The organism is Nocardia sp. Root136 (assembly GCF_001427185.1).
GTDB classification, from domain to species: domain Bacteria; phylum Actinomycetota; class Actinomycetes; order Mycobacteriales; family Mycobacteriaceae; genus Nocardia; species Nocardia salmonicida.
Window position 1 is genome coordinate 93,453 of the sequence record NZ_LMFE01000008.1, and the last position, 19,298, is coordinate 112,750.

Here is a 19,298-nt window from a genome sequence, read left to right on the forward strand (position 1 = left end):
CCCGTGTCGACATCGTTCACACTCGACGATCTGCGCCGCATCCTACGAGAAGGCAGCGGCGACAGCCCCGGCCTCGACGGCGAATTCGCCGACATCGAATTCGAAGACCTCGGCTACGAGTCGCTGGCACTGCTCGAGACCACCGGCCGGATCAAGCGCGAATTCGGCGTCACCCTCGACGACGACGCCGTCGTCGCCGTGACCACGCCGCGCGCGCTGGTCGACCTGGTCAACGAACAGCTGCTCGAAGCGCCCCAGCCCAGCTGAGCGCGAAACCGATTGCCCGACAGGAGAACAGCTATGACCAACGACGACAAGGTGGCTCTGGTCACCGGCGCCACCAGCGGCATCGGCCTCGCCTCGGTCCGTCAACTGGCCGGGCAGGGACACCGGGTGTTCCTGTGCGCACGCAACAAGGAAGCCGTCGCCGACACCGTCGCGCAATTGCGGGGCGAGGGCTTCGACGTGGACGGCACCACCGCCGATGTCCGTGCGGCCGAGGACATCTCGGCGTTCGTACGGGCCGCGGTCGACCGGTACGGCCCGGTGGACGTGTTGGTCAACAACGCGGGCCGCTCCGGCGGCGGCGTCACCGCCGACCTCACCGAGGAACTGTGGTCCGACGTGATCGCGACCAACCTCAACAGCGTGTTCCTGGCCAGCCGCGAGGTGCTCACCACCGGCGGCATGCGAGAAAAACAGCGCGGCCGCATCATCAACATCGCCTCGACGGCGGGCAAGCAGGGTGTGGTGCTCGGGGCACCGTACTCGGCGTCCAAGCACGGCGTCGTCGGGTTCACCAAGGCGCTCGGCAACGAGCTGGCCCCGACCGGGATCACGGTCAACGCCGTATGCCCCGGCTACGTGGAAACGCCGATGGCGCAACGGGTTCGGTCCGGCTACGCCGCGGCCTACGACACCACCGAGGACGCGATCCTCACCAAGTTCCAGGCCAAGATCCCGCTCGGCCGCTACTCCACCCCCGAAGAGGTGGCCGGCCTGGTCGGCTACCTGGCGTCCGATCTGGCCGCCTCCATCACCGCGCAGGCGCTCAACGTCTGCGGCGGACTCGGCAACTTCTGATTCCGGCCGACGAGCACCAGGAGACTTCCATGACGACGCAGACCACCCGCGAGGTCGAGCACACGATCACCGTGGCGGCCCCGCCGACCGAGGTGTACCGCCTTCTGGCCGAAGTGGAGAACTGGCCCCGGCTGTTCCCGCCCTCGGTGTATGTGACCCGCCTCGAACACGAGGGCAACGAGGAACGCATCCAGATCTGGGCCACCGCCAACGGTGAACCCAAGACCTGGATCTCGCGCCGCGTGCTCGATCCCGAGCAGCTGCGGATCACCTTCTGGCAGGAGGTGTCCGCGCCCCCGGTGGCGCAGATGAGCGGCACCTGGATCATCGAACCGCGCGAGGACGGCGGGACCGAGCTGCGGCTGCTGCACTCCTACCGAGCCATCGACGACGATCCGGACGGGCTGGCGTGGATCGAGAAGGCGGTCGACGACAACAGCCGTGCGGAACTGCCCGGTCTCAAGGCCGCGGTGGAGTCGGTGGTGCGCACCGCCGATCTGACCCTGTCGTTCGTCGACTCGGTCGAGATCGCCGGTGCGGCAAGCGATGTCTACGACTTCGTCAACGAGGCGAACCTGTGGACCGAGCGCCTCCCGCACGTGGCCTCGGTGCAGCTCACCGAGAACACCCCCGGTGTGCAGGTGCTGCGCATGGACACCCTGACCAAGGACGGATCGAGTCACACCACCGAGTCGGTCCGGGTCTGCTTCCCGCAGCACCGGATCGCCTACAAGCAGACCACCCTGCCCGCTCTGATGGCCCTGCACACCGGCTACTGGGAGTTCTGGACCAACCCCGACGGCACGACCACCGCGTCCTCGCAACACACGGTGATCATCGAGGCGTCGCGGATCACCGAGATCCTCGGCCCCGACGCCGGGGTGCCCGAGGCGCGGACCTTCCTGCGCGAGGCGCTCGGGGGCAACAGCCGGGCCACGCTGAACCACGCCAAGAACTATGCCGAAGCCCGTCGATGACACCGACGTCCTGATCGTCGGCGCGGGGCCGGTCGGGTTGCTGCTCGCGGGTGATCTGGCCGGCGAGGGCGTCCGCGTGACGGTGGTGGAACAGCGGATCACCCCCACCACCGAATCGCGGGCCTCCACCCTGCACGCCCGCACCATGGACGTGCTCGCCGAGCGGGGCGTGCTCGATCGGCTCGGGCAGCTGCCCGACGGCGGTCCGGGACACTTCGGCGGACTGCGACTGGATCTGACCGAAGCCGATCCGGCCCACCGGTTCTCGGGTCAGTGGAAGTGTCCGCAGGTTCGGCTGGAAGCGGTGCTGCAGGAACGAGCACTCGAGGCGGGCGCGGTGCTCCGGCGTGGGCACCGAGCCACCACCCTGACCGCGCGGGCGGGCGCTGTGCTGATCGACACCGTCACCCCGGACGGCGAACGACACACCCACCAGGGGGCCTACCTCGTCGGTTGCGATGGGGAACGCAGCACCGTGCGCGAGCTGGCCGAATTCGAGCTGGCGGGTCTCGAGGCCGGGCGGGAGATGCTGCGAGCCGACGTGGCCGGAATCGATATCCCGGCCCGTCGATTCGAACGACTCCCGCACGGGCTGGCGGTGTCCTCGCGCTGGCCCGACGGCAGCACCAGGGTGATGGTGCACGTCTACGGCGCCGCACCCCGCGCCGGGGGCGGGGACCCGGAGTTCGCCGAGATCACCGACGCCTGGGAACAGGTAACCGGCGAGTCGATCGAACACGGAACACCGCTGTGGCGCAACGCGTTCGACGACACCAGTCGGCAGGTCACCCGGTACCGGCACGGCCGGGTCCTGCTCGCCGGTGACGCCGCCCATCGGCAGATGCCGGTGGGCGGGCAAGCCCTCAACCTCGGCTTGCAGGACGCGGCCGACCTGTCGGGCCGGTTGATCGCCGCCATCACCGGCACCGCCGGCGAGGCCGAACTCGACGGCTATCACCGCACCCGCCACGCCGTCGGCGCCCGCACCCTGACCAATATCCGCGCCCAGACCCTGCTGCTGCTGGGCGGACCGGAGGTCGAGCCCGCCAGGCAGCTGTTCGCCGAGCTCCTGCGGCTCGGCGATGTCCGATCCCATCTCGCCCGCATGATCAGCGGCCTGCCCGGTCCCGGCGACCCGGCGCCCGCACCACCCGATTCCAAGGAGACACCGATGAGCCTGACGAACAAGACCGCCCTGGTCACCGGATCCAGCCGCGGCATCGGCCGCGCGACCGCCCGCCAGCTCGCCGCCAAGGGCGCGCTCGTGGCCGTGCACTACGCGGACAACGAGGCCGCCGCCCGCGAGACCGTCGAGGTCATCGAGAACGACGGCGGCCGTGCGTTTCCCGTGCGGGCCGAGCTCGGCACGACAGGTGGCGTGCACGAGCTGTTCCTCGGTCTCGAACAGGGACTCAAGGAACGGACGGGGGAGACCACGCTCGACATCCTGGTCAACAACGCCGGTGTCACCACCCCGGCCGGCGTGGCCCCCGAGGACGTGACACCCGAGGACTTCGACCGGCTGTTCGCGGTCAATGTCCGGGCACCGTTCTTCATCGTGCAGCGCGCTCTCGGCCTGCTGCCCGAAGGCGGGCGCATCATCAACATCTCCTCCGGACTCACCCGATTCGCCAGCCCCGACCAGGTGGCCTACTCGATGACCAAGGGTGCGGTGGAACAGATCACGCTGCACTTCGCCCGACACCTGGCACCGCGCGGGATCACCGTCAACAGCGTCGCGCCCGGCATCACCAACAACGGCAGCGCCGTGTTCGACATCCCGGAGGCGGTCGAGCAGATGGCGCAGTTCTCGGCGTTCAAACGCGTCGGCGAGGCGGTCGACGTCGCCGATGTCGTCACCTTCCTCGCCACCGACGAAGCCCGCTGGATCACCGGCGCGTTCATCGACGCCACCGGCGGGACGCTACTCGGCTGACAGCACGGCCGCCGCCGACCACATCAGGAGATCCGATGACGACAGTGCAAGAACCCACCGGGTACACCCAACGGCTCGACGAACTCGACGCGCTCAAACGCGCCGCACGCCTCGGCCCCGACCCGGCGGCCACCGAACGCCAGCACGCCAAGGGCAAACTCACCGCCCGCGAACGCATCGACCTGCTCCTCGACCCCGGTTCGTTCGTCGAGGTGGAACCGCTGCGCAGACACCGGGCCACCGGCTTCGGACTGGAGGCGCGCAGACCCCACACCGACGGCGTGATCACCGGGTGGGGAACCGTCGACGCGCGCACGGTCTTCGTCTATGCCAGCGACTTCCGGATCTTCGGCGGCGCACTCGGCGAGGCGCACGCGCAGAAGATCCACAAGATCATGGACATGGCCCTCACAGCGGGGGCTCCGCTGGTCTCGCTCAACGACGGTGCGGGCGCCCGCATCCAGGAGGGCGTGACGGCACTGGCGGGCTACGGCGGGATCTTCCGCCGCAACACCAGGGCCTCGGGAGTCATCCCGCAGATCAGCGTCATGCTCGGGCCGTGTGCAGGCGGGGCGGCGTACTCGCCCGCGCTCACCGACTTCGTCTTCGTGGTGCGCGATATCGCGCAGATGTTCATCACCGGCCCCGATGTGGTGCGCACCGTGACCGGCGAGGAGGTGACCCACGACGAACTCGGCGGCGCCGACATCCACGCCTCGATCTCGGGGGTAGCGCATTTCGTCTACGACGACGAGCAGTCGTGCCTGTCCGATGTCCGCGCGCTGCTGTCGATGCTGCCTGCCAACAATCGGGAGCTGCCACCGGTGGCGTTCACCGCCGACCCCGCCGACCGGCAGACCACGGCGCTGACCGACCTGGTGCCGCTGGACGGCAACCGCCCCTACGACATTCGCGAGGTACTGGCCGAAATCGTCGACGACGGCGACTATTTCGAAGTACAGGCCACCTGGGCGACCAACCTGGTGTGCGCGCTGGCCCGGCTCGACGGCCACGTGGTCGGGGTGGTGGCCAGCCAACCGATGAGCCTGGCCGGGGTGCTCGACATCGACGCGAGTGAGAAGGGCGCGCGGTTCGTCCAGTTCTGCGACGCCTTCAACATTCCGCTGCTGACCCTGGTCGACGTGCCGGGGTTCCTGCCCGGCGTCGGCCAGGAACACGCGGGCATCATCCGTCGCGGCGCGAAACTGCTCTACGCCTACTGCAACGCGACGGTGCCGCGAATCTCTTTGGTACTGCGCAAGTCCTACGGCGGCGCCTACATCGTGATGGACTCGCTGTCGATCGGCACCGATCTCGCGCTGGCCTGGCCTACCAACGAGATCGCTGTCATGGGCGCCGAGGCCGCGGCCGACGTGGTGTTCCGGCGCGAGATCGCCGCGTCGGAGGATCCCGTGGCCACCAGGGACCGCAAGATCGCCGAGTACCGCGAGGAACTCGTGCATCCCTACTACGCGGCCGAGCGCGGACTCATCGATGACGTGATCGACCCGCGTGACACCCGTGGCGTGCTGATCCGCGCCTTCGCCATGCTGGCGGGAAAAGACACCGATCTGCCCCGCCGCAAGCACGGGAATCCACCGCAATGAGCGTCGAGGACCCGGTGCCCTTCCTTCGCGTCGAGAAGGGCAGCGCCGACCCGGACGAACTCGGCGCGCTGCTCCTGCTGCTGCTCGCCCGGCGACGGGCCGCCGCCGCGGCGCCGACCCTGACCAGGCCCGTCGCTCGCTGGCGGCGTCTGGAACGCCGACCCGCCTTCACCGACCCCCGCGCGTGGACCGGATCCACCCGCTGACGAACGGAGCCACCATGGACGTCGGACTGCTCTTCGACCTGCGCAACCCCGCACAGTGGCAGCGCCCGTGGGCCGACCATTACGCCCGCACCCTCGAGTTCTGTGAGGAGGCCGACCTGCGCGGCGCAGGTGGAGTCTGGTTCACCGAGCATCACCTGTTCGAGGACGGCTATCTCCCGCAGCCGCTCACCTTCGCCGCAGCGGCGGCCGCCAGAACCAAGCGGGTGCGCATCGGCACCGCCGTGGTGCTGCCCGCCCTGCGCAAGCCTGCCCAGCTCGCCGAGGAGGCCGCACTGGTCGATCTGATCAGCGGCGGTCGGCTCGAACTCGGTCTCGGCGCCGGCTACCGCCTGCCCGAATACCAGCTCTTCGACACCGATTTCAGCCGTCGGTTCGCCCGCACCGGCGACAACATCGCCGAGATCCAGCGACTGTGGGCCACCGGCGGGATCACACCGGGGCCGATCCAGGATCCCGTGCCGCTGTGGGGTGGGTTCTACGGTCCGCGCGGCGCCCGCCTCGCCGGGCGCCTCGGCATCGGATTCCTGCACATCTCGCACCAGCTGTTCCCGCTGTACCGCGAGGGACTCATCGAAGGCGGCCACGATCCCGAGTCCGCGCGGGTCTCCGATCTGCTGCCGATCCTGCTGGCCGATGACCCGGAGGCCGCGTGGGCCCGGGTCGCACCGCACCTCGCGCACCAGATGAATTCCTACCGGCAGCTGTCGGTGGAGGGCACCGACGCGCCTGTACCGCCCGCCCTCGAACTCGATCAGCTGCGCCAACGTCCCGAGGACGGATCCTTCGGCGTGCTCGAGATCCTCACCCCCGAACAAGCCGCCGTGCGGATCCACGAACGGGTGGCCGGTCTGCCGGTGCGGCACCTTATCTTCTGGGCCAGCATCGCAGGCATGCCCGACGACCTGGTCACCCGCCACATCGAGCTGGTGAGTGAACAGCTGCCACCGTTGCTGGACAAGCAGTTCCAGGTGAGCACCGGCGGCCCGATTTCGGCGCGCAACGGCCATGGCTGACGTGCGACCAGCGGCGCCGACCTGGGATCGGCGCCGCTGGGTACTGCTGTTGGTGCTGTCGGGCAACATGATCCTCGACGCCATCGAGGGCTCCATCCTGGTGCCCGCACTCGGCGTGCTCACCACCGAATTGAACAGGTCGATCGGGCAAACCCAGTGGCTGCTCAGCGGTTTCGCGGCGGGTTTCGCCGCGCTGCTCCTCACCGGGCCCGCGCTGGCCGCCCGGTTCGGGCGCAGGCAGGTCTATCTCCTCGCCATGGCGCTGTTCGCTGTTGCCTCGGTGATCGGCGGGCTCACCGACGACCTGGCCCTGCTCGTCGCGACTCGCGCGGTGAAGGGCGCCGCTGCCGCGCTGACCGCACCCGCCGGGCTGGCGGTGATCGCAGCGGAGTTCCCGGTCGGTGCCCAGCAGCGCCGCGCGATCTCGGTGTACGCCGTCTTCGGCGCGGCCGGATTCACCACCGGCCTACTGCTGTCGGGTTGGCTCACCGCGCTGAACTGGCACCTGCTGTTCGTGTTCCCCGCTCCGATCGCACTGGCCCTGCTCGTCGCCGCGTGGCGGGTGATCCCCGACCCACCGGTGGCGACACCGCCGCGGCTGTCGAAACCGTTGTTGCGCAATGGTTCGCTGGCACGGTCCGCCCTCGGCGCGGGGGCGCTCAACGGCGGCTACCTCGCACTGCTGGTGGTGATCGCGGTGCAACTGCACCAGTCGCTCGGTTGGGCGCCGTGGCAGATCGCCGTCGGTCTGCTGCCGGCGAGTCTGCCGCTGGCACTGTCGGTTCCGTTCGCGGGACGGTTCGTGGAGCGGTACGGCACCGCGCGCCTGATCCTCGCCGGCGCGGTGGCGACGCTGGCCGGGCACCTGCTGCTGTTCGCCCGACCCGAGATCCACGACTACGTGACCGACGCGCTGCCGGTGCTGCTGCTGATCGAAGCCGGGTTCGTCCTGTCGTTCGCCGCGCTGAACATGCAATCGACCGCCACCGTGCCCGCAGAACTCCGCCCGATTGCGGTGCCGCTGTATCAAACCGGTGTCCAGTTCGGTGCGGCCTTCGTGCTGCCGATCACCGTCGGAGTGGCGGTGGCCTTCGATGCCTACCGTCCCGCGGCGGCGGTGATCGCGGTCGCCGGGTTGCTCGCGGTGCTCGCCGCGAGCAGCGAACTGCGCGCATCAGCGACATCGGCACCCGCGAAAGCCATTCCATGACAGCCACACTCACCTCGAGGAGGTACCACTCATGACCGCCGACGTCTTCATCCGAGAACAGCCCGACCAACTGGCGACGGGCCCCAAAACCCTGGCGCTGTTCCCCGGGCAGGGCTCCCAGCGGCCCGGCATGGCCGCGTGGATCACCGACTACCCGGTGGCCGAGGAGGTCTTCCGCCGCGCCGACGACATTCTCGGCATCCCGTTGACCCAGCTATGCGTCGACGGCACCGCCGAGCAGTTGCGTGCCACTGACGTGGCCCAGCCCGCGATCGTCGCCACCAGCCTGGCCCTCAGTGCGGTCCGCGCACAGCGGGGACTGCCGCCCGCGGCGGTCGCCGGTCACAGCCTGGGGGAGTTCACCGCCCTGGCCGTCGCCGGAGTGTTCGATGAAGACACCGTCCTGCAGCTGGTACGCCGCCGCGGCGAGCTCATGGCCGAGGTCTCCCGTCGCTACGACGGCGCGATGAGCGCCGTCATCGGCCTGCCCGCCGAGCAGGTCGACGCACTGTGCGCCCGCGTCACCTCGGGCGTCGTCGGCGTGGCCAACTACAACCAGCCGACTCAGACCGTGGTCTCCGGCGCCGCCACCGCCGTAGCCGACCTCGAGGACCTGGCCCGGTCCGCCGGCGCGGCGAAAGTGGTGCGGCTGAAGGTCGCCGGAGCCTTCCATTCGCCACTGATGGCCGACATCGCCGCCGAGTTCGGCGCCGAACTCGACCGCTACACCCTCCGGCCGCCGCTTGTTCCGGTGCTCAGCGCGGTGACGGCCGACTACGTCACCGACCCCACCGAGATCCGCGCCCTTCTGCGCGGCCAGCTACTGGCCCCGGTCCGCTGGGTGGAGACCGTCCAACGGGCCGCGAGCGACGGCTACGACGAACTGGTGGAACTGGGACCGGGGCAGGTACTGACCGGATTCTCCCGCCGCATCGCCCCCGACGTTAGCTCGACGGCAGTATCCACACCCGAAGAGCAGGGATAGCCGATGTGTCGATCCGGCGGCTTACGTCAGGGGGGATTCGACCACTACTGACCCCACCAGACGTCGCTGTTTGTGGGTTGACGCAAGCGGTGGCGGGTCTCGGCGGGCACGCTCTCAGGATGATCGGGTCCGATCGAGGTAAGCCTGTCGTCCGACCGGGTCGAAGGCTCCGTAATCGGCACCACCGACGAATCGTTTGAGGTGCCACATGATCTGTGCGGGGATGATTTCCTCGAGCAGGCCGATCGGGGCAAGGTATCGAGGAACGGTCACCTCACCTCGGCCGTGCCCCGCGCTGTCGACGATGGCAGCGGCGACGGTCTCGGGGGCGAGGGTGGGTTGCAGGCGAAGCAACACCCCGGCGGTCAGGTCTGTTCGGGTGGCGGCCGGCATGACGGTGGTCAGGGTGACGCCGGTTCCGTCGAGTTCGGCTCGGACGGCCCGTGAGAGGGCGACCACGCCGAATTTCGACGCGCAGTAGGTCGCGATACCCGGGGTGGTGACCTTGCCCGCCATCGAGGACACGTTCACGATGTGTCCTCGTCCACGTCGGATCATGTCGGGTAGGACGAGGTGCGTTCCGGTCAGCACCGCTCCCAGGTTGATCGCCAGCTCGCGCTGCAAGGCGGCGAGGTCGTGATCGACGAAACGGCCCATGAGCTGGATTCCCGCGTTGTTGACCAGCATATCGATGGGCGCTCGCTCCGACGCCGCTCGAAGGAATTCCTGGAAGCTGGCTTGGTCGGTGACGTCGAGGTAGTGCGCGTGGGCACCGAGTGTCTCGGCGGTCTCCTGTGCGGCGGCGAGGTCGCGATCACCGATCCAGACCGTGGCTCCGCGACGGGTCAGTTCCGCGACAGTGGCGCGTCCGATGCCGCGGGCGCCGCCGGTCACACAGACGTTGGCGCCGTCGAGCCCGATCACAGCGGGCTGCCGACGGGGTGCCGCAGGGCGAAGTAGGCGATGAGACGGATCTCCTCGGCCCCTGTGAACAACAGTGCGCGGCCGAGATATACGCCGGGCGTCAGTTCCACGATCTCGTCGCGCGTCTTGCGGATCGGGAAGGTGCGAACGCCGGGGTTCTTGTGCTGTGGCACGCCATAGTCCAAGGCGCGCACCGTGACTCGCGGCTCGATGAGACCCCGGTCGACGGAATGGTGGAAGTGGAACCCTTCCGCCTCGCCGTCGACCATGCGCAGTCCGAGGTAGCCGAAGGTGACGAGGGGCATCGCCAGCAGCGCGATCGGGGACAGGCGATTCAAGCCCGTGCCTGCCGCCAGATCGAAGGATTTTCCCCGCCACGTCGGGTCGACCTTCATGAGCTGGTTGGCGAGTGCGGCTTCGGGGATACCGAACAGCTTCCCGACGATCTGGCCTTCGAGCTTGCCGTCCAGATCGCGGGGTTCGACGCCCGCGCCGAAGAGCTGTGACAGCGCGTCGTGGTCGTCTCGGCTTCCCAGCGCACGGAGGTAGGACCACGTCTCCGTCCGCGCCCGTGTCGGGCTGTGTTCTGCCAGCGCACGGAGCTCGTCGAGCATCACGGTGGCGTTCGGCAGGTATTTCTCGGGCATCTCGACGCCCTTCAGGTCTGCGGTCATCACGCGACTTCCAATCTGGTACGTAGTGGTACCTGAATCAACTGGTACGAAACTGTGCCAGAATTGCCCGAGGGATGTCAACGGTGAACCGGCTGTCGTGGAGGTGGGAGAATGCTGCGCGTGTCCTCAGCCGGTAAACGCAGCTACGGGGGAGAGTCCGCACCGGAACGCGTCCGGCGACGGCGCTCCCAGTTGATCGATGCGGCCCTGACGGCGATGGCCGAGAATCGGTGGCGGTCCGCGACCGTCGCGGGGCTCTGCGCCGAGGCGCAACTCAACAAGCGGTACTTCTACGAAAGTTTCGTCGATCTCGACACAGTGGCGAGCGAGGTGATCGATGAGGTAGCGGTGGAAGTGGGTCAGGCCGCTGTCGCCGCCTACGTGGACTCGATCGAGCTGCCCCTCGCAGACCAGGCGCGGGCCGCGGTCGAAGCGGTGGTCGGCGCGTTGGGGACCGACCCACGGAAGGCGCTGGTCCTCCTCGGCGGTGTGGCCGACAGTCCTACCGCCCATGTTCGGCGAGCAGATGCGATGAAGGGGCTCACCGCGATTCTCATCGGCCACGCCCGCAGCGTGCACGGAGTCGAACTGGAAAACGACTCGCTCGCCGCGAGCGCTCCGGCCTTCGTCATCGGCGGAACCGCCCAGGCGATCCTGTCCTGGGCGGACGGGACCGCGCCCATCGACCGGAGCAGCCTCGTCGAGGACATCGCTTCGCTGTGGCTCGCCGTGGGAGAAAGCGCGGCGGGTATCGCCCGCTCGAGGCTCGAAGCAACAGGGCGGCACTGAGTAGATGGTCGGCTACGACCGTTCTCAGAGGTCCACCTCGAGGACGGGGGAGTGGGATCGTGACGAGCACGTGGTGAACATGCCGTCGGCGCGTTCGGCGTCGGTGAGGACGTCGTCGCGGTGGTCGGGGTCGCCGGCGAGGACGCGGACGACGCATTCTCCGCAGATGCCCTGCTGGCAGGAAAACGGGGCATCGACGCCGTTGTCCAGCAGGACATCCAGCACGCTCTGGTCGTCGGCGACCAGGTATTCGGCGCCGGTGGAGGCCAGGCGTACGGTGAATCCGGTCTGTTCCGACTCGGTGGGTGTGGTGAGATCCGTGCCGAATCGTTCAGTGTGTAGTGCGGTGGGAGGCCAGCCGAGGGCTTCGGCTTTGCCTACGACGTAGTCCATGAAGCCGTCCGGTCCGCAGACGTAGACCGCGGTGTCCGGTCTCGGGTCACCGAGATCGCGGGTGATGTCGAGCAGTAGGGCTGGGTCTTCGTCGTCGAAATGCAACCGCACCCGGGGGTTCTCGGTGAGCTCCTCCAAGAATGCTGCGCGAGAGCGGGTTCGCGCACTGTAGTGCAGAGCGTAGTCGGCCTCGGTGTGCTCGAGCTGTGTCAGCATGGCCAGCAGCGGTGTGATTCCGATGCCGCCCGCGATCAGTACGTGACTGCTCGTCTCGGCGAGCGGAAAGTGGTTGCGCGGGGCCGAGATCCGCACCCGATCGCCCACCGTGAGCGCGTGCATCGCCCGCGAGCCGCCGCGCGAATTCGCGACGTTCAGCACCGCCAGGCGGTATCGACCCGGCTCGGGTGGTCCGCACAGTGAATACTGGCGGACCAGCCCCGAGCCCAGCTGCACGTCGATGTGGGATCCCGCTGTGTAGGAGGGGAACTCGGTGCCGTCGACCGGGGTGAGGTCGAACACCGCGATCTCGGATGTCGCCGGGGTGCGGGCGTGGACTACCGCATCGATCCAGGTCACGGGGCTGCCCCGGTCAGACACCGGCCGCAGGCACCGCTGCCGCGGTCTTGTCCGCCGTGGCCCCGGCGAGGGTGAACAGGCCGGCTTGGGTGTGCCGCACAGGCTCCTCGATCAGACTCACCCCCTGCGGATCACGGCCCGCCTCCACGTCATCGATCATCGTCCGCAGCAACCGGCGCAGCAGCACCACACCCCGGTCCGTCGTCGCCAAGGTCTCCTCCGAATGCAGCGCGACCGGACCCTGCGAGGTCATCACCTCGCCGTCGCCGGGGAAGCGCTGACGTTCCTGTTCGGTCAGCTCCCAGGAGTTCTTGCCGTCCTGGGTGATGCCGAACAGGAACCGTTGCACGCGTGCGGGATCGCTCGCGCGGATGGAGAAGAACGCGCGATGGCGGGTGTCGTCGATCGGGACCGCCCAGATCACCATGTCGGCCTTGGTATCCGGGGTCAGCTCGACCCAGTCGGGCAGCACCGTGGCATTGGGCAGATGCAACTCGGCACCCCAGACCCGCTCGGTCCGCACGCCGTCACGTTCCTTGTCCAGGAACCGGACACCGTACTTCGCCCCGAAATCGGTGCGGTCGTAGCTGACCCGGCCCGGCAGGGTGTACGGATCGAAGAAGTCTTCGGGGAAGCCGGTGGTGCCGGTGCCGAGGAACTGGTAGCCGCTGTGCTGGGAGTGCAGCCAGTTGATGTGGACCGGGTCGATCGTGTTCTCGTAGATCAGCAGCCAGTGGAAATCCTGCTCGGCGCCGGTCACCGATAGTCCGGGGAACGGCCACTCGGCGAAGTACTGCTCGCCCTCGGCGAGGTCCTCGAGCACGTCGTAGCGCGGCAGCACGGGCTTGCGGTCGGGCGGGCCCATGTAGACGAACACCAACCCGTAGCGTTCCTCGACCGGATACCACGGCTGACGCGCGGCATCGCGGCGCTTGCCACGATCGGGTTCGCAGGCCTGCTCCAGGCATCGGCCCTGCACATCGTATTTCCAGCCGTGATAGCCACAGCGCAGCCCGTCGTCCTCGATCCGGCCGAAGAACAGACTGGCACCGCGGTGCGCGCAACGCTCGAAAACCACACCCGCGCGGCCGCTTCCGTCCCGGAAGACGACCAGATCTTCGCCGAGGATGCGGGTGCGATGGGGTGCTTCGGCGGTGAGGGTGGCTGAGGTGGCGATCGGGTGCCAGTACCGTCGCAGCGCCTCGCCCATCGGTGTGCCGGGGCCGACCTCGGTCAGGCGTGCGTCGTAGGACGGGGCCTTGCGGCCGTACCCGGTACCGGTGTCCACCGTGGTTCGTTCGGTCATATCGGTCTCCTCCGCGTGCGAAAGACGGTGTGCTGCCCCGTTATCGGAGCGCCTGGATGATCGGGGCGAAAGCCTCCATCTCGGGTTCGAGCACGGTGTAGTAGGTCAGGCCGAGGGTCTTGCGCCGTTCGCGCAGGGTGTCGGCGTTCTCCTCGGGTGTGCCGAACAGCAGCGACGGCAGCTCGGCGAGCTCGTCGGGCGTGAGGTCGAGCCGGTTCTGCCAGACATCGGTCACGCCGTCTGTCGCGCCCTTGGGCAGCACCTTGTGGATGGGAATGTTGAACTCCACCTGGTCGATCCGGTCGCCGAGCAGTCCGCGCACGTAGTCGATCCGGTCGGTGACCTCGGTGATTCCACCCAGCTTCAGCCCGTCGCCGTCGCGGACCTCGGTGGTGCCGGTGAAGGCGATGATGTCGGCGTGGGCGGCCGCCAGCCGCAGGACCCGTGCCCCGCGACCGGCGATCAGGATCGGCGGGCCGCCGGGCTGTTCGAACCGCGCGTACTTGTCGAGCTCGGACTTGGGTTTGCGGAACTCGGCGACCGTGCGCTCCAGCTGGGAAACCCGTTCGCCCGCAGTGGGAAACGGGATTCCGGCCGCGTCGAACTGCGCGCGGTCGTAGCCGGCGCCCAGCCCGAGTTCCACCCGGCCGCCGGAGTACCGGTCGACCGTGGCGAGGTCGCGGGCCAGCACCGTGGGATGGTAGAAGGCGGTGTTGAACACCAGCGTGCCGATGCGGATCCGCTCGGTCGCCTCGGCGGCCAGCAGCAGGGTCGGGATCGGTGCGGGCATGCCGAGGTGGTCCGACACCGAGATGACGTCGTAGCCCAGTTCCTCGGCCTTGCGTACCTTGGCGATCCATTCCGCCCTGGTAGACGGGGTGAACAGGCAGAGACCGAAGCGGAACGGTCGGTCGTACAGGGAAGTCATGGCGCTCCTCGCGAGCTCATTCGGTGGCGATGTTGTCGGCGATCTTGGCCAGGACCGCGTTCGCGGCGAGGAATTCCTCCTCGGTGATGCCACGCAGCGATTCGTCGGCGTGGCCGTTCACCAGAGCTTCAGCGCGCTCGTGTGCCGCCTCGCCCGCTGCGGTGAGTCGCAGCGTCGCGCCGGAGATCTCGACCCAGCCGCGGCTGACGAAGTCGTCGACGATCGGCTGGTAGGTCTGTGCGCCGTCGGAGACCAGGAACGGCTCGAACGCCGCGTCGAGTTCGGCGACGCTGCCCAGACCGATCTGTAGGGCGTGCAGGATCTGCCAGTCCCGGCGGGTGAGCTTCTGCTCGTGCAGCAGCGCGCCGGTGGCGACGTCGAACTGCTGGTGCAGATGCAGCAGCCAGTACCCGATGCGCTTGGTCGTGTTCTTCTGGAGCATGACGAGCCTCTCTGTTGTCGAACGTCGGCTACTGCTGCCAGCCGCGCGAGTACGGGATGACCCAGTACAGGTCAAGGGCGATCCGTTTGAACCGCCACTGGCCGCCCTCCCGGACGTACTCGTCGGTGAACTTGCCTGCCACGAAAGAGCTTTCGGTATCGAAGACGACCTTCTCCTCGAAGAACGACACTCCGGTGGCCCGATCGCCGAGGATCTCCACGTCGTGCCCGTGCAGGAACTGCTTGACCAGCACCTGACCCGCCGGGCTGTTGTCCTCGATGAGCTGCGGCAGCCCGGCGAAGTACGCCTGGATGGCGGCTCGACCGTCGGCCTGGCCCAGATGGCGGTAGTCGAGATAGGCGTCGGCACTGAACAGTTCGCCGACCTGGTCCCATCTGCCCTCGTTGATGTAGCGGGGTAGGTCGTGACGCAAGGTGTTCAGCGCGCGGACGGCCTCGAGCGTCTCGAGTCGTTCGGTGAGCTGCTCGACCTGCTCGACCAGGTCCAGGACTTCTGACATCGCGGTGACACCTCTCGTTTCCGGGCCGTCGTGTTTCTCGGGCCGGGCCGAAATCACCTTCGCACGCGTTATTCGGAGGTCACAAGATCGCATCCGAAACCCTGCGGTTCGACCGTAGGGTTTCGGCTGTCGATCCCGCAGGGGTTGCGATTTCACAGAGTCAGCTGGATAAGTGTTGTAGCAACATCGGTGACAGTTCGATCGTGCTGCCGAAATTCGCACGGCGAATTGTTTCCGAAGTCCTCGGAACGCATTGTTACCGATGTGTCCGAACAATTAGATGACCAAACGAGTAAAAGTCCTTGGCACGCGAAATCGGGCCGGACTCGGTGAGGAGTCCGGCCCGATTCTCGCAGGTGGTGTTCAGCCCGGTCCGTGCCCCGCGGCGACCCGGCCCGCGACATGGCGCACATCGCGGTGCGAGATGAGCCACTCACCCTCGTGCTGCTCGAACTCGTCCTTGACCAGTCCGATGACGACCCAGTCGGCCGGTCGTCCCACGTCGGTGGCGGCCGTGCTCGAGAACCAATGCCACACGGTCGCATATGCGGTGAGCAGGGGTTTGTCGCCGTTCCACTCGATGGTGGCCTGCCCGATGACGTGGGCGACCAGGGAGCGTTGCGACTTGGGCACCCGGCTCATGTGATCGGTGAACTCGTCACGACCGTGGAACAGCACCGGCGGGCCGGGCATGATCCGGTACTCGATCAGCGCGTCGGGGGTGAAGCACTCGCTGAACCGCTCGCTCTCCTGTGTGTCGGCGATCCGGAAGAATTTGTAGAACGTTCGGAAGATCGCCCGCTCCGCTTCGATCGTGGCGAGCAGATTGTCATGTACAGCGGTCACGTCGGTCCTTTCTCTGCCGGGCGACAACCCATCGCGCGGCGCGCCGTTCGGTAATCGACACGATGCGAAGCTAGCACGGTGCCCGGTACCGCCCGATGGTGTACCGCGCTATTCGGTGCGACGATGTATTCCGAGCGAGGTGATCCGAATTGTTGACCGGGTATTTCAAGGTGTGAAATGTTTCGTCGTGTCGCCCGCCGTGAGTCCCACGTGAATCCGGGCAGTAGACAGAGGAATTCTTGCGTGAGCAGTGTTGTGCGTTCGAAGTCGATTCGCTGTGCCGTGGCATCGGCGGCGGTGGTCACCCTGTTCACCGGTGCCTGTGGCACCGGTGGTGAGCAAGGCGGCGATGCCGGTCCACCGAGATCCGGTGGCACGCTGAAGTTCTCGGTCGCCTCCGACGCGGGCTGTGTCGATCCGCAGCAGGTGGGCAGCAGCGACACCCTGTATTCGCTGCGCGAGACGGTCGATTCGCTGACCGACCAGGATCCCACCACCGGCAAGCCGGTGCCGTGGCTGGCGCAGAGCTGGGAGGTGAGTCCTGACGCCAGGTCGTTCACCTTCCGGCTGCGGCCCGACGTGACCTTCAGCGACGGCACCCCACTGAACGCGCAGGTGGTGAAGGCGAACTTCGACGCGATCCCGAAGCTGGGCGCACTCGCCATCCTGTCCAAGGGCTATATCACCGGCTACGTCGGCACCGAGGTCGTCGACGAGCGCACCGCCAAGATCACCTTCGAACAGCCCAACGCGCAGTTCCTGCAGGCGACCTCGACCGCCGCGCTCGGCCTGATCTCGACGGCCGATGCCGCGAAGACGCCCCAGCAGCGCTGCAGCGACGGGGTGATCGGCTCCGGCCCCTTCGTGCTGTCGAAATACGTGCCCAACCAGTCGATCACCATCAGCAAGCGGGCCGGCTACGGGTGGGGCTCGCCGTTGTGGACCAAGCAGGGCGAGGCCTACCTCGACTCCATCGAGTTCACCGTCATCCCCGAATCCGGGGTGCGCGCGGGCAGTGTGCAGTCCGGCCAGCTCGATGTCGCCACCGGTCTCGGCCGAGCCGACGAAGCGGGGTTGAAGGCGTCGGGCATCTCCCTGCTGACGCGATCGCACCCGGGCGCGGTGTTCAACCTCGGCCTCAACAACTCTCGGCCGATCCTGCGGGATCCGCAGGTACGCAAGGCGATTCAGTCCGCGGTCGACCGGCGTCAGATCGTGGAGGCGGTCTTCGCCAGCGGGACCGTGCCCGCCACGGGCATCCTCTCGCACACGACTCCCGGCTACACCGATCTGTCGGCGGATCTCGCCCTGGATGTCGCCCGGTCCACATCACTGCTGGACGCGGCCGGCTGGCAGGTGCGCGGTGACGGCATCCGCCGCAAGGACAACACCCGACTGAGCCTGACCGTGGTGTGGTTCAACAACTCCCAGAACACCCGCGCAGCGCTGGAACTGGTGCAGCAGCAGCTCAAGGTGGTCGGGGTGGAGTTGCAGCTGCAGGAGTTGCAGGTGACCCAGTTCCCGCAGTTGCTCGGTTCCGGCGACTTCGACGGACTGTGGGGCGGCGACCTGAGCCGGGCCGATCCCGATTGCCTGCGCACGCTGTACTCGACCCAGCAGGTCAACGCCTACCGGCTGCCGCCGAGCGAGCTCGACGGACTGCTCACCGCCCAGGCGGCCGAGGCTGATCCGGCCAAGCGCGCCCCCCTCGTGGAGCAGGCCCAGCAACTGGTCGTGCGCAATGCGTATGTGATCCCGGTGGTGGAGCTCGAGACCGTGCTCGCGGCGGCGCCGACCGTGCACGGCCTGACCTTCGAGTCGTCGAGCCGGACCCGGCTGCACGACACCTGGCGGAGCTGAACCGGCATGGGACGGTACGTGTTACGCCGTCTCGCCCAGGCGGTCGGGGTGCTGTGGGCGGCGTACACCGTGTCGTTCTTCGTGCTCGAGTTCCTGCCGGGCGACCCGGTGTCGGCGATGGCGGGCGGCGGACTGAACTCCTCGCCGGTGGACCCGGCCGAGCTCGCCGCACTGCGGGCACAGTACGGCTTCGACAAGCCCATCGTGGTGCAGTACCTCGACTATCTGGGCCGGGCGCTGGTCGGCGACTTCGGTGATTCGGTGGCCACGGGCCGGTCGGTGACCGGCACGATCGCCGCGGCGCTACCGCCGACCCTGCAGCTCACGGCGGCGGCGCTGATGCTCGCCGTGCTGTTCGGCGGCGGGCTCGCCGTGGCGGCCACCTACACCTCGCGGCGCTGGCTGCGGCAGGTGCTGCTGTCGCTGCCGCCGCTGGCGATCTCGATCCCGTCCTTCTGGGCGGGTCTGATGCTGGTGCAGCTGCTGTCGTTTCGGATCCGGCTGTTCCCCGCGTTCGGCAACGCCGGGCTGGCCGGGTTGGTGCTGCCCGCGATCACGCTGGCTATCCCGACCGGCGCGCTGATCGCGCAGGTACTGGCGAAGAGCCTGCTGACCACCCTGGACGCGCCGTTCGTGCAAACCGCCCGGGCCAAGGGCGCCAGCCGGATCCGGGTCCATCTGCGGCACGCGCTGCGCAGTGCGTCGCTGCCCGCGCTCACCATCGTCGGACTGCTCGTCGGACAGCTGGTGGCCAGCGCGGTGGTGATCGAGACAGTGTTCTCGCGCAACGGACTCGGGCGGGTCATGGCGGGCGCGGTGAGCGTGCAGGACATTCCGCTCGTGCAGGGCGTTGTGGTGTTCGGCGCGGTCGTCTTCGTCGTGGTGAACCTCATCGTCGACCTGATCTACCCGGTGCTCGACCCACGGATCGTGGTCGCGCGCCCGAGGAGTTACGCGTGACCGACACCGTGCTGACCGAGGCGGCCGTCCTCCGAACCGTCG

The 19,298-nt window shown here is 68.1% G+C and carries 20 protein-coding genes; 12 read left to right on the forward strand and 8 right to left on the reverse strand.

Features of this window, described 5'->3' with window-relative positions:
• Nucleotides 1–3: 3 nt before the first annotated feature.
• The 9 genes from ASD42_RS21575 to fabD are packed head-to-tail and all read left to right on the forward strand — an operon-like array spanning nt 4 to nt 9,038.
• A complete protein-coding gene (locus ASD42_RS21575; protein WP_056819520.1) occupies nt 4–267 on the forward strand; it encodes an acyl carrier protein in 264 nt (87 codons plus the stop codon).
• A gap of 33 nt (nt 268–300) precedes the next feature.
• Complete coding sequence (fabG, locus tag ASD42_RS21580) at nt 301–1,083, forward strand: 3-oxoacyl-ACP reductase FabG (RefSeq protein WP_056819521.1); 783 nt, start codon at nt 301–303, stop codon at nt 1,081–1,083.
• 29 nt (nt 1,084–1,112) lie between these two features.
• Nucleotides 1,113–2,060: an aromatase/cyclase gene (locus ASD42_RS21585; RefSeq protein ID WP_056819522.1), complete on the forward strand. Its 948-nt coding sequence runs from the start codon at nt 1,113–1,115 to the stop codon at nt 2,058–2,060.
• Entirely contained in the window at nt 2,041–3,996 is a 1,956-nt protein-coding gene (locus ASD42_RS21590) for an SDR family oxidoreductase (protein ID WP_056819523.1), read from the forward strand. The genes ASD42_RS21585 and ASD42_RS21590 overlap by 20 nt, the downstream gene beginning before the upstream one ends.
• Nucleotides 3,997–4,031: 35 nt before the next feature.
• Nucleotides 4,032–5,603 (forward strand): acyl-CoA carboxylase subunit beta, encoded by a 1,572-nt coding sequence (locus ASD42_RS21595; protein ID WP_056819526.1) that lies wholly within the window; start codon nt 4,032–4,034, stop codon nt 5,601–5,603.
• Nucleotides 5,600–5,809 (forward strand): acyl-CoA carboxylase epsilon subunit, encoded by a 210-nt coding sequence (locus ASD42_RS21600; protein WP_056819529.1) that lies wholly within the window; start codon nt 5,600–5,602, stop codon nt 5,807–5,809. Before ASD42_RS21595 ends, ASD42_RS21600 begins: the two co-directional genes overlap by 4 nt.
• Before the next feature lie 14 nt (nt 5,810–5,823).
• Nucleotides 5,824–6,843 (forward strand): LLM class flavin-dependent oxidoreductase, encoded by a 1,020-nt coding sequence (locus ASD42_RS21605; RefSeq protein ID WP_056820388.1) that lies wholly within the window; start codon nt 5,824–5,826, stop codon nt 6,841–6,843.
• Nucleotides 6,836–8,053, forward strand: a complete 1,218-nt coding sequence (locus ASD42_RS21610) for an MFS transporter (RefSeq protein WP_056819534.1) — start codon at nt 6,836–6,838, stop codon at nt 8,051–8,053. Before ASD42_RS21605 ends, ASD42_RS21610 begins: the two co-directional genes overlap by 8 nt.
• 31 nt (nt 8,054–8,084) lie before the next feature.
• Complete coding sequence (gene fabD, locus ASD42_RS21615; protein ID WP_056819536.1) at nt 8,085–9,038, forward strand: ACP S-malonyltransferase; 954 nt, start codon at nt 8,085–8,087, stop codon at nt 9,036–9,038.
• Nucleotides 9,039–9,152: 114 nt separating this feature from the next.
• Here the strand turns inward: fabD and ASD42_RS21620 are convergent, their stop codons facing one another.
• On the reverse strand, nt 9,153–9,962 hold the full coding sequence (locus tag ASD42_RS21620) for an SDR family oxidoreductase (RefSeq protein WP_056819538.1): 810 nt from the start codon (nt 9,960–9,962) through the stop codon (nt 9,153–9,155).
• On the reverse strand, nt 9,959–10,636 hold the full coding sequence (locus tag ASD42_RS21625; protein ID WP_056820393.1) for a hypothetical protein: 678 nt from the start codon (nt 10,634–10,636) through the stop codon (nt 9,959–9,961). Before ASD42_RS21625 ends, ASD42_RS21620 begins: the two co-directional genes overlap by 4 nt.
• A 111-nt stretch (nt 10,637–10,747) precedes the next feature.
• On the opposite strand from ASD42_RS21625, the gene ASD42_RS21630 reads away from it, so the two are divergent.
• On the forward strand, nt 10,748–11,425 hold the full coding sequence (locus tag ASD42_RS21630) for a TetR/AcrR family transcriptional regulator (RefSeq protein WP_156677535.1): 678 nt from the start codon (nt 10,748–10,750) through the stop codon (nt 11,423–11,425).
• A 24-nt stretch (nt 11,426–11,449) separates the two neighbouring features.
• On the opposite strand, the gene ASD42_RS21635 is transcribed toward ASD42_RS21630, so the two are convergent.
• From ASD42_RS21635 to ASD42_RS21660, 6 genes are all read right to left on the reverse strand, one after another.
• The gene (locus tag ASD42_RS21635) at nt 11,450–12,394 is read right to left on the reverse strand and encodes a PDR/VanB family oxidoreductase (RefSeq protein ID WP_056819541.1); all 945 of its coding nucleotides are present in this window, start codon (nt 12,392–12,394) and stop codon (nt 11,450–11,452) included.
• Nucleotides 12,395–12,407: 13 nt separating this feature from the next.
• Entirely contained in the window at nt 12,408–13,700 is a 1,293-nt protein-coding gene (locus tag ASD42_RS21640; protein WP_056819544.1) for a Rieske 2Fe-2S domain-containing protein, read from the reverse strand.
• 40 nt (nt 13,701–13,740) lie between these two features.
• Nucleotides 13,741–14,628: a TIGR03621 family F420-dependent LLM class oxidoreductase gene (locus ASD42_RS21645; RefSeq protein WP_056819547.1), complete on the reverse strand. Its 888-nt coding sequence runs from the start codon at nt 14,626–14,628 to the stop codon at nt 13,741–13,743.
• Between the two features lie 16 nt (nt 14,629–14,644).
• A complete protein-coding gene (locus tag ASD42_RS21650; RefSeq protein WP_056819549.1) occupies nt 14,645–15,070 on the reverse strand; it encodes a MarR family winged helix-turn-helix transcriptional regulator in 426 nt (141 codons plus the stop codon).
• A gap of 28 nt (nt 15,071–15,098) precedes the next feature.
• On the reverse strand, nt 15,099–15,590 hold the full coding sequence (locus ASD42_RS21655; RefSeq protein WP_162256220.1) for a nuclear transport factor 2 family protein: 492 nt from the start codon (nt 15,588–15,590) through the stop codon (nt 15,099–15,101).
• A 363-nt stretch (nt 15,591–15,953) separates the two neighbouring features.
• Nucleotides 15,954–16,436 (reverse strand): nuclear transport factor 2 family protein, encoded by a 483-nt coding sequence (locus ASD42_RS21660; protein ID WP_056819555.1) that lies wholly within the window; start codon nt 16,434–16,436, stop codon nt 15,954–15,956.
• Nucleotides 16,437–16,679: 243 nt separating this feature from the next.
• Here ASD42_RS21660 and ASD42_RS21665 point away from each other — a divergent pair, with 243 nt between their 5' ends.
• On the forward strand, nt 16,680–18,296 hold the full coding sequence (locus ASD42_RS21665; protein ID WP_056819559.1) for an ABC transporter substrate-binding protein: 1,617 nt from the start codon (nt 16,680–16,682) through the stop codon (nt 18,294–18,296).
• Nucleotides 18,297–18,302: 6 nt separating this feature from the next.
• A complete protein-coding gene (locus ASD42_RS21670) occupies nt 18,303–19,256 on the forward strand; it encodes an ABC transporter permease (RefSeq protein WP_056819561.1) in 954 nt (317 codons plus the stop codon).
• The last annotated feature ends 42 nt before the right edge of the window (nt 19,257–19,298 follow it).